The sequence below is a fragment of the Streptomyces sp. NPDC001135 genome, assembly GCF_053598395.1.
This window is the reverse complement of record NZ_JBSFKD010000021.1, coordinates 54,457-67,072: the sequence shown is the minus strand read 5'-3', so window position 1 is coordinate 67,072 and position 12,616 is coordinate 54,457. Positions and strand designations below refer to the sequence as shown.

Below are 12,616 nucleotides of genomic sequence, written 5' to 3'. Positions count from 1 at the left end.
GGCTCAACGGTTGAGAGGAGGGTAAGAGAGAGCGACGGAAAACTGTTACGCCGTGGGCGGGACACCGTTACAGACCCGCGCGGCGTTCTGCTTCACGGTGATCCCTCCCTTGCGGAGGGTGGCCAGCCGCGGGGCCTTCTGCGCGATCGCGGCGCCGTGGGTGACCATGACGAAGGTCAGCCCGTGCTCCTCAGGACCCGGAAACGCCGGTGCCGCCCCAAGGGGGGCGGCACGGGCGGGGTTGAGGGGGTGTCAGACGGCCGAACCGGCCTTCCACTGGGCCCAGCTCAGGTTCCAGCCGTTGAGGCCGTTGTCCGGTGCGACCGTCTTGTCGCCGGTGTTCTGGACGACCACCACGTCACCGACCAGGGAGTTGCTGTAGAACCAGGCGGCCGGCATCTTCGCGTCGCCCGCGCCCTTGACGTCCTGCAGGCCGATGCAGCCGTGACTGGTGTTGACGCTGCCGAAGACGGACGGGGCGCCCCAGTAGTTGCCGTGGATGAAGGTCCCGGAGTTGGTCAGGCGCATGGCGTGCGGCACGTCCTTGATGTCGTACTCGCCCTTGCCGTCGTCGTCGGTGAAGCCGACCGTGGCGCCGTTCATGCGGGTCTGCTGGAACTTCTCCGAGATCACCATCTGGCCCTCGTAGGTGGTGTGCTCGGGGGCGCCCGCGGAGACCGGGATGGTCTTGACGACCTTGCCGTCCTGCGTGACCTTCATCTCCTTGGTCTTCGCGTCGACGTAGGAGACCTGGTTGCGGCCGATGTGGAAGGTGACCGTCTTCTGCTGGACGCCGGTGATGCCGGGCGCGCCCTCGACGCCGTCGAGCGCGAGCTTCAGCGTGACGGTGGAGCCTTCCTTCCAGTACTGCTGGGGGCGGCAGTCCATGCGGTTGGCGTTGAACCAGTGGCAGGCGACCTCCTGGCCGCTGCTGGAGCTGACCGTGATGCCCTTCTGCACGGCCGCCTTGTTGGTGATCGCCTTGTCGAAGTTGATCGAGACCGGCATGCCGACACCGACCGTGGAGCCGTTGTCCGGGGTGAAGGTGCCGATGAAGCTGTTGGCCGGGGAGACCGTGGTGAAGGAGGCGTTCTCGTGGGCTATGCGGCCCTCGGAGTCCTTGGCCTCCGCGGCGATCTTGTAGGTGGTCGAGCGCTGCAGCGGGACGGTCGGCTTCCAGCTGGTCCTGTCGGCGGACACCTGACCGGCGACGGTCCTGCCGTCCTGGGTGGTCATCGTGACGCCGGTGAGCGTGCCCTTGGCGACCTTCACGCCGGCCGAGTTGTTGATGGAGGCGTTGTCGGAGCCGTCCTTGGGTGTGATGGTGATCTGGGCCGCGGACGACTTCTTGGCCGCTGCCTCGTCGGCCTTCGCCTGCGAGCTCTCGCCGTGGTCGGACGCCTTGGCGTTGCCGCCGCCGGAACAGCCCGTGACCGCCAGTACACCACCGAGCAGTGCGGACGCGACCATCAGGCCCTTGCGCCGCTTACTGTCCGTCATCACACGCTTCTCCATCGTTGCCGAATTCGTGAAAACCCCGAGGCCCCCGTTTGCGAACCATCCACGCTACGGGCGATCCGTCCCTTTCCACATCGTTCGCATGTGTTAGGCGCACCACGCTCGCCACGGTCGCCCGAGGCCGGTGGTGCGGAATTCGTCCGTGCGCCCCCCTGAGACGACGAAACCCCGGACGGCGGTTGCCGTCCGGGGTCATGGGTGCCCCGGGACGCTCAGCCGATGCCGTCCTCTTCTTCGTCGTCCTCCCCATCATCCTCGTCGAGATCCCAGTCGGGCGAGTCAGGGTCGTAGTCGATCCGCTCGCTGGACCAGGACGCCTGCTGGAGCTCCACCCCGGGCACCTCGCTGACCAGGTCGAACGGGTCCACGAGATACGCGAGGGCCTCCGCGGTGTCGTCCGTCACAGCCGCTTCGCCCTGGGTCCGCTCCGACTCCGGAAGCTCCGTGTCCCGGGCGAGCCGGCGCAGCGCGGCCTTGGTCAGCTGGTCCTCGTCCTGCACCTCGAGGACCAGCTCCACCCGAAGCCGTACAAAACGTGATGTCTCTTCAGCACTCATGGCGTGAGCGTACGATCGAAACCTCCCGTGACTTTCCTGTGACCCGCGACTTTCACTAACATCGCCCCACACGGCCAATTCGCCAGCGTCACAAGGGGGATCGATATTCCGTGTCATCCGCTCGCCGCCCGCTGCTGACCGCCACCGCCGCGGGCACCCTCCTGTGCGCGCTGTGGTTCGTCCCGTCCGCGAAGGCCTCGCAGGACTCGGCCAGAGCGGACACGGAAACCGCCACGACTCATGTGACACAGCAGGCCAGGGCGATGTCACAGGCCGCCGCGGACAGCGCGCGGGACGCGGCGGACGACACCGAACTCGCCGACACCGGCAGCCCCGACACCACGCCGTACGTCGTCGGCGGCACTCTTTTCCTCGGCGTCGGCGCCGGATTCGTGGTGTATTCGGTGCGCCGCGAACGCATGGGTTTTTAATTCCCCTTGACGGTTTGTTGACGGCGCGCACATAGTGCGCCCATGAAGAGATCATCGGGCGTGCGACGGTGCGCCACCGCGGTGGTGGGTGCGCTGTCGCTCGCCCTTGTCACGGGCTGCTCCGGCACGGATGCGGCGAAGCCGGCCGTGCGGGCGCGGAGCGCCGCGGAGTTGAAGAAGCTGATCATCGCCGAGGGCGAGGTGCCGGGGTACAAGGTGGGCCCGGTGCCGGCCGCCCGCGCCAAGCCGATCACGACCGACAGCGCGCAATGCCGGCCGCTGGTCCGCGTGATGAGCGGGCTTCCGCCGGTCGAGGCGGCGGCGAAGACGGACCGGCTGGCCACACAGGACCCGAGGAAGGCGCCCTCGGCCAAGCCGACCTCGCTGGACGACCTCGACGAGAAGAAGCTCGAGGAAGAGATGCACAAGTCCCTGGACCGGGACGTCACCACGGTCGCCCTGGCCTCGTACGACGGGGACGGCGCCGAGAAGGCCCTCGCGTCGGTCTCGGCCGCCGTGAAGGCCTGCGCGAGCGGCTTCTCGGGCAAGCAGGCGGGGACGAAGATGACGTTCACCAAGGTCGCCGAGGAGAAGCCCACGGGCACCGGGGACGGGGCGGTGGCGTTCGCCGCGACCACGGACACGAACGGCAAGGACGCGGCGCCCGTCCACACCCAGGTCGTCCGGGCCGGGAACACCCTGTCGGTCTACTTCACGATGAACCTGGGCGCGATGATGGACAAGAAGGCGTACGCGGTCTCGCCCGAGGTCGTCAAGGCCCAGCAGACCAAGCTGAAGTGACGTAGCGGCACGTGGCGCCGGAACAGGCGCGGGAACGGGGGCCCTGCACGCGGCAGGGCCCCCGTTCTCGTGCGGGAACCTTACTGCAGCGGGCCGGTGACCGACTCCGCCGCGGTGACGAGGTGGCCGCCGCGCACGAACGCGTCGGCGGCGGCCAGGTCGGGCGCCAGGAACCGGTCCGGGCCCGGGCCCCGCACACCGGCGGCGCGCACGGCCTCGATGACGGCCCGGGAGGCCGGCGCCGGGGTGAGGCCCTCGCGCAGCTCGATGGCGCGGGTGGCCGCGTACAGCTCGACGGCGATGATCCGGGTGAGGTTGCCGACGGCGGTGCGCAGCTTGCGCGCGGCCGACCAGCCCATGGACACGTGGTCCTCCTGCATCGCGGAGGACGGGATGGAGTCCGCGGAGGCCGGTACGGCGAGCCGCTTCATCTCACTCACCAGGGCGGCCTGCGTGTACTGGGCGATCATGAGCCCGGAGTCGACGCCCGCGTCGTCGGCGAGGAACGGCGGCAGCCCGTGGCTGCGGTTCTTGTCCAGCAGCCGGTCGGTGCGGCGCTCGGCGATGGAGCCGAGGTCGGCGGCGGCGACGGCGAGGAAGTCCAGGACGTAGGCGACCGGGGCGCCGTGGAAGTTGCCGTTGGACTCCACGCGCCCGTCGGGCAGCACCACCGGGTTGTCGACGGCGGAGGCCAGCTCGCGCTCGGCGACCAGCCGGGCGTGCGCCATGGTGTCGCGTCCGGCACCCGCGACCTGCGGGGCGCAGCGCACCGAGTAGGCGTCCTGGACGCGGGGCGCGTCGTCCTGGTGGTGGCCGGTGAGCTGGGAGCCCTCCAGCACGGCGAGCATGTTGGCGGCGGAGGCGCCCTGCCCGGGGTGCGGCCGGATGGCGTGCAGCTCGGGCGCGAGCACCTTGTCCGTGCCGAGCAGCGCCTCCAGGCTGAGGGCGGCCGTGATGTCGGCGGACTTGTAGAGGGTGTCGAGGTCGGCGAGGGCCATGATCAGCATGCCGAGCATGCCGTCGGTGCCGTTGAGAAGGGCGAGCCCCTCCTTCTCGCGCAGCTCGACGGGCTGGATCCCGTGCGCGGCGAGCAGCTCACCGGCGGGGCGGACGGTCCCGTCGGGGCCCTCGGCGTCCCCCTCGCCCATCAGCGTGAGGGCGCAGTGGGACAGCGGGGCCAGGTCGCCGGAGCAGCCGAGGGAACCGTACTCGTGCACCACCGGGGTGATCCCGGCGTTCAGCACGTCGGCCATGGTCTGCGCGACCTCGGGCCGCACACCGGTGTGCCCGGAACAGACCGTCTTGAGCCGCAGGAACATCAGGGCCCGTACGACCTCACGCTCCACCCTCGGCCCCATGCCGGCGGCGTGCGAGCGGACGATGTTGCGCTGCAGCTGGGCGCGCAGTTCCTGGCTGATGTGCCGGGTCGCCAGGGCTCCGAAGCCCGTGGAGACGCCGTAGACCGGCTCCGGCTTGGCCGCCAGGGCGTCCACGATCTCGCGGGCCGCGGCCAGGGCCGCCACCGCCTCGGCCGACAGCTCGATGCGGGCACCGCCGCGCGCCACGGCGAGAACGTCGGACGCCGTGACACCGGACGTCCCCACCACCACAGTGTGCATATCCATATTCAGGAGCGTACGCATTGAATGCGGGGATGTCACTAGTGGGGCACGGGAGCACCCCTTACCGATCCGTGTGGCCTTCGCCTCACGGCAGGCGCCCCCGGAACCGGCGCCGCTCGGCCTGCGCGGGCGGCGGCTCGTCGGCCAGCCGTACGACCGGATCCTGAGGCCCCTCCCGCCCCGCGACCACCGGCCGGCCGACACGCAGGGCCTTGGCCCGGTACTGGGCGGCGTCGGCGAGCCGGAACAGCCGCCGGGCGTCGCGCACCTCCCCGATCGGGTCCTCGGTCGAGGCGATCCCGCACGCCACCCCCTCACCCGGCTCCAACTCCCCTGCCCTGCGGCACAGTTCGTCGGCGGCCTTGACCACGTCGTCGGCGGGCGACCCCACCGCCAGCAGACAGAACTCGTCCCCGCCGAGCCGCGCCACGAGCGCACCCGGCACCATCGCCCCGCACAGCGACAGCACCGAGCCGAAGCGCTCCAGGAGCCGGTCGCCGACGGCGTGCCCGAGGGTGTCGTTGACCCGCTTCAGCCCGTTGAGATCACAGACGACGAGGCTGACGGCCGCACCCTCCGTGCGGTGCCGCTCGACGGCCTCCTCCAGGCGAACGTCCACGGCGCGGCGGTTGGCGAGTCCGGTGAGCGCGTCGGTGTACGCGAGCCGGCGGGCCTCCTCCAGCCGCTCGGTCTGCGCGAGCCCGGCGGCGACGACGGCGGCCAGCACGGTGGCGAAGTCGGCGTCGCCCCGGTCGAACACGGGGACGTCGACGGGGCGGGCGACGTACAGCTCGCCCCAGGCTCTGCCGTGCAGCACGACCGGCGCGACGACGCAGCAGCCGCGCCCCCTGCGGCGCAGGGCGGCGACGCGCCGGTGGAAGTAGCCGGGGGTGCCGGCGGCGGTCCCCTCGGCGGTCTCCACCCAGGCGTTGGGTCCGCCTCCGCCGGCCCACCGCTCGTGCAGGAACTCGGTGATCTCCGGGAACTGGTGCACCGGGTAGGCCTCGGACTCGGGGAACTCCTCCTCGTCCGGGCGCCGGTCCCCCACGTTCACGAGGACGCGCAGGCGGCCGAGCTCCCGCTCCCACACGGACAGCGCGGCGAAGGCGCCGTCCAGCGCCCGGCACGCGCCGAGCGCCGCGGCCTGCCACGAGTCCCGCGGGGTGTGGGCCGCCGCCATACCCTGCGCCAGCGCCACGACCGCGGCCAGCCGCCTGTCCTCGCCCATTACTCCAGGTTAGGGAGTTTTGCGGGGATTCGGGATATTGGTGCTGCGATCAGGTGCTGTGCGGCCGGCAGCCCGGGTCCGTGGACCGTTGCCGGGTGCGCCCACCATGCCGGTCGCCCCCCACGCGGCGGAGTCGCACACCGATGAGTCGCATACCGATACAGCCCCGCGCCCCCGGGGAGCCGCGGCGACGCCCGGCTGCGCGGCACCGCCGTCGCCGCGCGGTACCGCCGCCGCTGCGGGCAGCACCCACTCGGGGAGGCACCCGCCCGGCGTGACCGGTACCCCTCGGCCCCCCGGAAGGGCGCGGGCCCGCTACTCCCCCGGCCATTCAGGCGCCCGCTTCTCGTTGAACGCCGCCACCCCCTCGGCCCGGTCCCCCGAGAACGCCACCGCGCGCCACGCGGCGTCCTCGACCTCCAGGCCCGCCCGCAGGTCCAGCCCCTGCCCGAGGCGCAGCGCCCGCTTGGCGGCCCGCAGCCCGACCGGCGAGTTACCGGCGATGCGGGCGGCCAGCGCGAGGGCCTCCTCGCGGTCGCTCCCCGCGTCCACGAGCCGGTCGACCAGCCCCAGCCCGGCCGCCTCCGGCGCCTCCACCCGCCGCGCCGAGAAGATCAGCTCGGCCGCGCGCGCCGCCCCGACCCGCCGCGGCAGCAACTGCGTACCGCCCCCGCCCGGGATCACCCCCACGGACACCTCCGGCAGCCCCACCACCGCCGTACGGTCGGCCACGATCAGATCGCACGACAGGGCCAGCTCGAACCCCCCGCCCAGCGCGAACCCGTGCACCGCCGCGATCGTCGGCATCGGCAGCTCCAGCACCCCGGTGTACGCCCCGCGCGCCACCGGCCGCTGCCGCAGCAGATCCGCGTCACTGAAGGAGTTCCGCTCCTTCAGGTCCGCCCCGACACAGAACGCCCGCTCATGGGACGAGGTCAGGACCACCACCCGGGCGTCCCGGTCGGCGGCCAGGGCCGTGCACGCGCCGGCGAGGGAGCGGGCCATCTCCGTCGAGACGGCGTTCATGGCCTTGGGCCGGTCCAGCACCAGTTCCGCGACGAACCCGTGCCGCCGCACCAGCACGAACTCCCCGAACCGCTCCTCGCTCATGACACCCTCCGGCTCACGTGTTAACGCGGGTTAACCACTGTCGGCCCGATCATCGCAGCCGTACCCGGCCTCGGGAAAGCCCAGGGGGCTACGCCCGTTCGAGTGACATCCCGGCCGTCTCACCCCACATCGCCCACAGGACCGCATAGCGTGCGTCCGCCATGGCGCACGGGGGCGCAGCGGGGAGGGGAACCATGTCACCGATACGTGCACAGTCCCGTACGGAAGAGGAGCCGGAGCGGCAGCGGGAGCACGGCGAGCCGGCCGGCGCGCCCGCCGTACGACGCGGACGGCACCGCAAGCCGCGCCCCCGCAAGGTGCTGCTCGCCGCCGGCGGACTCGCCCTGGCCGCGGGCGTGCTCAGCCTGGTCCGGGTCGCGTCGGACTCCGGCGTCGGCGTCCCGGGCACGGCGGAGGCCGAGCCGCGCCCCGACGCGGGCGGCGTCGCGGCGGACCCCGCGGCGAACAGCGCCGCCACGGTCGCCGCCGCCCCCACCGCGCTGCCCTCGGCGACCTCCGTCATGGGCGGCCGTGCCCTGACGCCGACGACCACCCGTCCGGCCGGGGCCCGCCCCGACCCGGCCGTCCCCACGGCGCCGCCCGGCACCACCGCCGCACCGAGCACCGCCCCCGGCGGACCGGCCGCCACCCACGGCACCCCGTCGAGGCCTTTGGTGACGCCCTCCGCCCCGCCGCCTGCCCCGACCGCCTCCCGGCCCGCACCGACCAGCCCGGCGCCCACCCGCAGCACGGCGGACCCGGCTCGGGGCGGACCCGGCGGGCTGTGCGTGCCGGTGCTCGGCCTGTGCGTGGACCGCGGGGGCGAAGGGGCTACGACTGGCCGTCGCGTCGGGTGAGCAGCCAGGGCTCGACCACCCCGAGCCCGCGGACCGGGCGCTGCCACATCGGCTGGAGCGCGAAGCGGTACACCGGCGGCTCCTCGCCCTCCTTCTCGGCCGCCGCCGCGGCCTCGGCCGCCTCCGCCTCGGAGGCGGGTGCCTCGCCGGTACGGATCAGCTCCTCGGCGAAGGCACTGTCAAGCAGCACGGCGTCCCGCGGGGCTATCGAGGTCAGCCGCGAGGCCAGGTTCACCGTCGTACCGAACACATCACCCATACGAGTGGTGACCGTGCCGAAGGCCATGCCGACCCGCAGCTCCGGCATCGTCTCGTCGTTCGCGAGCGTCTCGACCAGCCGCAGCGCGATGTCCGCGGCGATCCCGGCGTCGTCCGCCGCGAACAGCACCTCGTCGCCGAGGGTCTTGATCAGCCGGCCGCCGCGCGCGGCCACCAGGTCGGCGGCGGTCGTCTCGAACGCCTCGACCAGCTCGCCCAGCTCCTCTTCCTCCATCCGGCGGGTCAGCCGCGTGAACCCCACGAGGTCGGCGAAGCCGACGGCGAGCCGCCGGTCGACCATCTCCTCGTCGTCCGCCGACTGCACGACCCGTCCGGCCGAGGCGGCGAGCTGGCGGCGCCAGACGTAGACCAGGAACTCCTCCAGCTCGGGCAGGAGCAGCTCGACGATCGGGTACGTCACCTCGGTGCGGGTCATCCCGGGCTCGGGCGGCTCGGTCAGGCCCTCCAGGAACGAATCCATCTGCCACTCGGCCAACCGGGCGGTGGTCTGCCCGGTGGACCGGGCCACCTGCACCGCCATGGCCTCGCTGAGCAGCCCCGCCTCGACCAGACCGGCGAGACGGCGCAGGGCCAGTACGTCGGCCTCGGTGAGCGCCTTGGCCTGGCCGATGTCGGCGAAGCCCATGGCCCGCCAGAACCGTGACGCCAGCTCCATGGAGACGCCCGCGCTACGGGCCGCCTGGAACGGGGTGTAGCGGCGCTCGGCGCCCAGGATGAGCTGTTCGAGGCGCAGGGCCAGCGGATCCTCGCCGGGGTCGGCGGCGTCCGCGCCCGCGCCGGAGCCCGTGTCGTCGACGGTCACGCCTGCTGCCCTTCCGATCTGCCGCGGTCACGTTTCGACCGGCCTCAACTCTACGGCAGGTGTGCGCCAGCTCACTCCGTTGGGTTCGGCCGACGATCCACTTCCCGGCATCGGGTGCGCTGACCGGCGTTGCTGCCGGACACCCCGGGGGCCGCGCCCCGGGCCCCCGCATCCAGGCAGGTCCGGGGGTGCGCCCACCGCCCCCGACCGCGCGTCCGTCGTGGCTGGTCGCGCAGTTCCCCGCGCCCCTTCGGGACGCTGCGCATGCCGTCGGCCCCATGGCCACGGCGCCGCAGCGGCCCACGGCCGGAAGGGGTCGTGCCGGGGGGTGCCCGCCCGCAGCGGCGGGCGTCAGTCACCGGGCCACCCGCCAAGAGACAGAACCGCCCGACCGAGGACGGACACCCCCCGGCGCGGCCCCGACCCCAAGGCCACATCACGCGCTACGCGCACCCCCACCGAAGCCGCACAGGCGCCGCGGGCATCCGTCACGCAGGCCGCAGATGGACGATGTCGCCCGCCCCCACGGGCTTCCGCACCCCGGCCTCCGTCGCGATGACCAACCGGCCGTCCCCGTCGACCGCGACCGCCTCACCCACGAGCGCGCGATCCCCGGGCAACTCCGCCCGCACCGTGCGCCCCAACGTCGCGCACCCCGCCGCATACGTCTCCTGCAGCCCGCTCACCGCCGCGTCCCCGCCGGAGCGACGCCACCGCCCGTACCAGTCCTCCAGCGACCGCAGCACCGCCCGCAGCAGCGGGTCCCGGTCCGTGGTCACCGCCCCGGCCAGCGCCAGCGACCCCGCCTGGGGCACCGGCAGCTCCTCGGCCCGCAGCGTGACGTTGATACCGACGCCGATGACCACACCGTCCTGTCCGGCCCCCTCCGCAAGGATGCCGCCGGCCTTGCGCTCCTCCCCGCCCACCGTCACCAGCAGGTCGTTGGGCCACTTCAGGGCCGTGTCCACGCCCGCCGCCAGGGACAGCCCGGTCGCCACGGCGACACCCGTGAGCAGCGGCAACCAGCCCCACCGCGCCACCGGGACCTCGACGGGCCGCAGGAACACGGAGAAGAACAGGCCCGAGCGCGCCGGTGCCGTCCAGCGGCGGTCCAGGCGCCCCTTCCCCGCCGTCTGCTCCTCCGCCACCAGCACCGCCCCTTCCTCGGCCTTGCCGGCGGCGGCCCGGGCGACCAGGTCGGAGTTGGTGGACCCGGTGCGCTGCACCACGTCCAGCGCGCTGTACAGGCCCCCCTCCCGGACCAGTGCGCGCCGCAGTGCCGCGGCGTTCAGGGGCGGACGGTCCAGATCGGACCAGCGACTGTCATCTGATGCATTGTGCGGCGTCATGCAAGTCACCCTAGGTGTGGGAAACGCCGCACTGCCGACCCACAGGCCCGCCACTACTCTACGGATGAGTAACCGTCCCCCCTTTTGAGCAGGCAGGGAGCCGCATCCCGATGTCCGAGCCGGAAGAGATCGACATCCACACGACCGCTGGCAAGCTGGCGGATCTCCAGCGCCGCATCCACGAGGCGACGCACGCCGGCTCGGAACGCGCCGTCGAGAAGCAGCACGCCAAGGGCAAACTGACGGCCCGTGAGCGCATCGGACTCCTCCTCGACGAGGGCTCCTTCGTCGAGCTGGACGAGTTCGCCCGCCACCGCTCCACCAACTTCGGGCTCGACAAGAACCGCCCCTACGGCGACGGCGTCGTGACCGGGTACGGGACCGTCGACGGACGCCCCGTCGCCGTGTTCTCGCAGGACTTCACCGTCTTCGGCGGGGCGCTGGGCGAGGTCTACGGGCAGAAGATCGTCAAGGTCATGGACTTCGCCCTCAAGACCGGCTGCCCGGTCATCGGCATCAACGACTCCGGCGGCGCCCGCATCCAGGAAGGTGTCGCCTCCCTCGGCGCGTACGGTGAGATCTTCCGCCGCAACACCCACGCCAGCGGCGTCATCCCGCAGATCAGCCTGGTCGTCGGCCCCTGCGCCGGCGGAGCCGTGTACTCCCCGGCCATCACCGACTTCACGGTCATGGTCGACCAGACCTCGCACATGTTCATCACCGGCCCGGACGTCATCAAGACCGTCACCGGCGAGGACGTCGGCTTCGAGGAGCTGGGCGGGGCCAGGACCCACAACACGGCCTCCGGCGTCGCGCATCACATGGCCGGCGACGAGAAGGACGCCATCGAGTACGTCAAGCAGCTGCTGTCGTACCTGCCGTCCAACAACCTCTCCGAGCCCCCGGTCTTCCCCGAGGAGGCCGACCTCGCCGTCAGCGACGAGGACCGCGAGCTGGACACCGTCGTGCCCGACAGCGCGAACCAGCCGTACGACATGCACACCGTGATCGAACACGTCCTGGACGACGGCGAGTTCTTCGAGACGCAGTCCCTGTTCGCGCCGAACATCCTCACCGGCTTCGGGCGGGTCGAGGGCTTCCCGGTCGGCATCGTCGCCAACCAGCCCATGCAGTTCGCCGGCTGCCTGGACATCGACGCGTCCGAGAAGGCCGCCCGGTTCGTGCGCACCTGCGACGCCTTCAACATCCCGGTGCTGACCTTCGTGGACGTGCCGGGCTTCCTGCCGGGCGTCGACCAGGAGCACACCGGCATCATCCGGCGCGGCGCCAAGCTGATCTTCGCCTACGCGGAGGCGACGGTCCCGCTGATCACCGTCATCACCCGCAAGGCCTTCGGCGGGGCGTACGACGTCATGGGCTCCAAGCACCTCGGCGCCGACCTCAACCTGGCCTGGCCCACCGCCCAGATCGCCGTCATGGGCGCCCAGGGCGCGGTCAACATCCTGCACCGCCGCACCATCGCCGAGGCCGACGACGTCGAGGCCACCCGGGCCCGGCTGATCCAGGAGTACGAGGACACCCTCCTCAACCCGTACGTGGCGGCCGAGCGCGGCTACATCGACGCGGTGGTCATGCCGTCCGACACCCGCGCCCACATCGTCCGCGGCCTGCGTCAGCTGCGCACCAAGCGGGAATCCCTGCCTCCGAAGAAGCACGGCAACATCCCCCTCTAAGGAGCCGCTGTGACGATCAAAGTCGTACGGGGCAACCCGACCCCGGAGGAGCTGGCCGCCGCCCTGGCGGTGGTCCGCGCCCGCGCCGCGGCGGCAGCGGCGACGCCGCCCGGCGCGCAGGGCCCGAGGGACGCGTGGTCGGACCCGAGCAGGATCGCTTCGGCCCGCTCTCCCAAGCCGGGCCCGGCATCGTGGACGCGCACCTACTGGCCGAGCTAGGAGCAGCTCCCCCGCGTGGCGGGCCCCCCCGACAAGGCGCCCCCCCCCGGGGGGCCCCCCGGGCCCGCGCACGGGGGCCCATGAGGACCCCGAACCACGCGCCCCCCCCCGCCCCAACCCCACGGCGGGGGCCATCAGGGGGCACTGCC

The 12,616-nt window shown here is 72.6% G+C and carries 12 protein-coding genes and 1 pseudogene; 5 read left to right on the top strand and 8 right to left on the bottom strand.

The genetic code is table 11. The features are described 5' to 3' along the window. Window positions 1-45: 45 nt before the first annotated feature. From ACWC94_RS24645 to ACWC94_RS24635, 3 genes and pseudogenes are all read right to left on the bottom strand, one after another. A pseudogene (locus ACWC94_RS24645) lies at window positions 46-192 on the bottom strand (ABC transporter ATP-binding protein); the annotation flags it as partial. A gap of 60 nt (window positions 193-252) precedes the next feature. After that, window positions 253-1,500: a L,D-transpeptidase gene (locus tag ACWC94_RS24640; RefSeq protein WP_450799076.1), complete on the bottom strand. Its 1,248-nt coding sequence runs from the start codon at window positions 1,498-1,500 to the stop codon at window positions 253-255. 230 nt (window positions 1,501-1,730) lie between these two features. Beyond that, window positions 1,731-2,075, bottom strand: a complete 345-nt coding sequence (locus tag ACWC94_RS24635; RefSeq protein ID WP_450799075.1) for a hypothetical protein — start codon at window positions 2,073-2,075, stop codon at window positions 1,731-1,733. 110 nt (window positions 2,076-2,185) lie between these two features. Between ACWC94_RS24635 and ACWC94_RS24630 the strand changes: the two genes are divergently transcribed. Together ACWC94_RS24630 and ACWC94_RS24625 are read left to right on the top strand one after the other, a co-directional pair. Beyond that, window positions 2,186-2,506 (top strand): hypothetical protein, encoded by a 321-nt coding sequence (locus ACWC94_RS24630; RefSeq protein ID WP_450799074.1) that lies wholly within the window; start codon window positions 2,186-2,188, stop codon window positions 2,504-2,506. 42 nt (window positions 2,507-2,548) lie between these two features. Further along, window positions 2,549-3,307: a hypothetical protein gene (locus tag ACWC94_RS24625; RefSeq protein WP_450799073.1), complete on the top strand. Its 759-nt coding sequence runs from the start codon at window positions 2,549-2,551 to the stop codon at window positions 3,305-3,307. Between the two features lie 80 nt (window positions 3,308-3,387). On the opposite strand, the gene hutH is transcribed toward ACWC94_RS24625, so the two are convergent. The 3 genes from hutH to ACWC94_RS24610 form a co-directional block, all read right to left on the bottom strand. Then, window positions 3,388-4,926 carry a histidine ammonia-lyase gene (hutH, locus tag ACWC94_RS24620; RefSeq protein WP_450799179.1) on the bottom strand — a complete coding sequence of 513 codons (1,539 nt, stop codon included), beginning with the start codon at window positions 4,924-4,926 and terminating at the stop codon, window positions 3,388-3,390. 88 nt (window positions 4,927-5,014) lie between these two features. Next, window positions 5,015-6,157 (bottom strand): diguanylate cyclase domain-containing protein, encoded by a 1,143-nt coding sequence (locus ACWC94_RS24615; protein ID WP_450799072.1) that lies wholly within the window; start codon window positions 6,155-6,157, stop codon window positions 5,015-5,017. Window positions 6,158-6,472: 315 nt separating this feature from the next. Then, entirely contained in the window at window positions 6,473-7,267 is a 795-nt protein-coding gene (locus ACWC94_RS24610; protein WP_450799071.1) for an enoyl-CoA hydratase/isomerase family protein, read from the bottom strand. A 194-nt stretch (window positions 7,268-7,461) separates the two neighbouring features. Here ACWC94_RS24610 and ACWC94_RS24605 point away from each other — a divergent pair, with 194 nt between their 5' ends. Then, complete coding sequence (locus ACWC94_RS24605) at window positions 7,462-8,124, top strand: hypothetical protein (RefSeq protein ID WP_450799070.1); 663 nt, start codon at window positions 7,462-7,464, stop codon at window positions 8,122-8,124. On the opposite strand, the gene ACWC94_RS24600 is transcribed toward ACWC94_RS24605, so the two are convergent. Both ACWC94_RS24600 and ACWC94_RS24595 read right to left on the bottom strand, forming a co-directional pair. Continuing rightward, on the bottom strand, window positions 8,099-9,205 hold the full coding sequence (locus ACWC94_RS24600; protein WP_450799069.1) for an adenylate/guanylate cyclase domain-containing protein: 1,107 nt from the start codon (window positions 9,203-9,205) through the stop codon (window positions 8,099-8,101). The two genes, ACWC94_RS24605 and ACWC94_RS24600, sit on opposite strands and share 26 nt — an antisense overlap. 488 nt (window positions 9,206-9,693) lie before the next feature. Continuing rightward, window positions 9,694-10,554, bottom strand: a complete 861-nt coding sequence (locus ACWC94_RS24595; RefSeq protein WP_450799067.1) for a biotin--[acetyl-CoA-carboxylase] ligase — start codon at window positions 10,552-10,554, stop codon at window positions 9,694-9,696. Window positions 10,555-10,664: 110 nt separating this feature from the next. Between ACWC94_RS24595 and ACWC94_RS24590 the strand changes: the two genes are divergently transcribed. Together ACWC94_RS24590 and ACWC94_RS24585 are read left to right on the top strand one after the other, a co-directional pair. After that, complete coding sequence (locus ACWC94_RS24590) at window positions 10,665-12,248, top strand: acyl-CoA carboxylase subunit beta (RefSeq protein WP_450799066.1); 1,584 nt, start codon at window positions 10,665-10,667, stop codon at window positions 12,246-12,248. A gap of 9 nt (window positions 12,249-12,257) precedes the next feature. Beyond that, window positions 12,258-12,467, top strand: coding sequence for an acyl-CoA carboxylase epsilon subunit (locus tag ACWC94_RS24585; protein ID WP_450799065.1), 210 nt, complete (start codon window positions 12,258-12,260; stop codon window positions 12,465-12,467). Window positions 12,468-12,616 lie beyond the last annotated feature (149 nt).

Coding starts and splice junctions, on each gene's coding strand:
- hutH (WP_450799179.1), bottom strand. CDS start 4,926: ATGCACACTGTGGTGGTGGGGACGTCCGGTGTCACGGCGTCCGACGTT.
- ACWC94_RS24590 (WP_450799066.1), top strand. CDS start 10,665: ATGTCCGAGCCGGAAGAGATCGACATCCACACGACCGCTGGCAAGCTG.
- ACWC94_RS24605 (WP_450799070.1), top strand. CDS start 7,462: ATGTCACCGATACGTGCACAGTCCCGTACGGAAGAGGAGCCGGAGCGG.
- ACWC94_RS24625 (WP_450799073.1), top strand. CDS start 2,549: ATGAAGAGATCATCGGGCGTGCGACGGTGCGCCACCGCGGTGGTGGGT.
- ACWC94_RS24610 (WP_450799071.1), bottom strand. CDS start 7,267: ATGAGCGAGGAGCGGTTCGGGGAGTTCGTGCTGGTGCGGCGGCACGGG.
- ACWC94_RS24615 (WP_450799072.1), bottom strand. CDS start 6,157: ATGGGCGAGGACAGGCGGCTGGCCGCGGTCGTGGCGCTGGCGCAGGGT.
- ACWC94_RS24635 (WP_450799075.1), bottom strand. CDS start 2,075: ATGAGTGCTGAAGAGACATCACGTTTTGTACGGCTTCGGGTGGAGCTG.
- ACWC94_RS24640 (WP_450799076.1), bottom strand. CDS start 1,500: ATGACGGACAGTAAGCGGCGCAAGGGCCTGATGGTCGCGTCCGCACTG.
- ACWC94_RS24595 (WP_450799067.1), bottom strand. CDS start 10,554: ATGACGCCGCACAATGCATCAGATGACAGTCGCTGGTCCGATCTGGAC.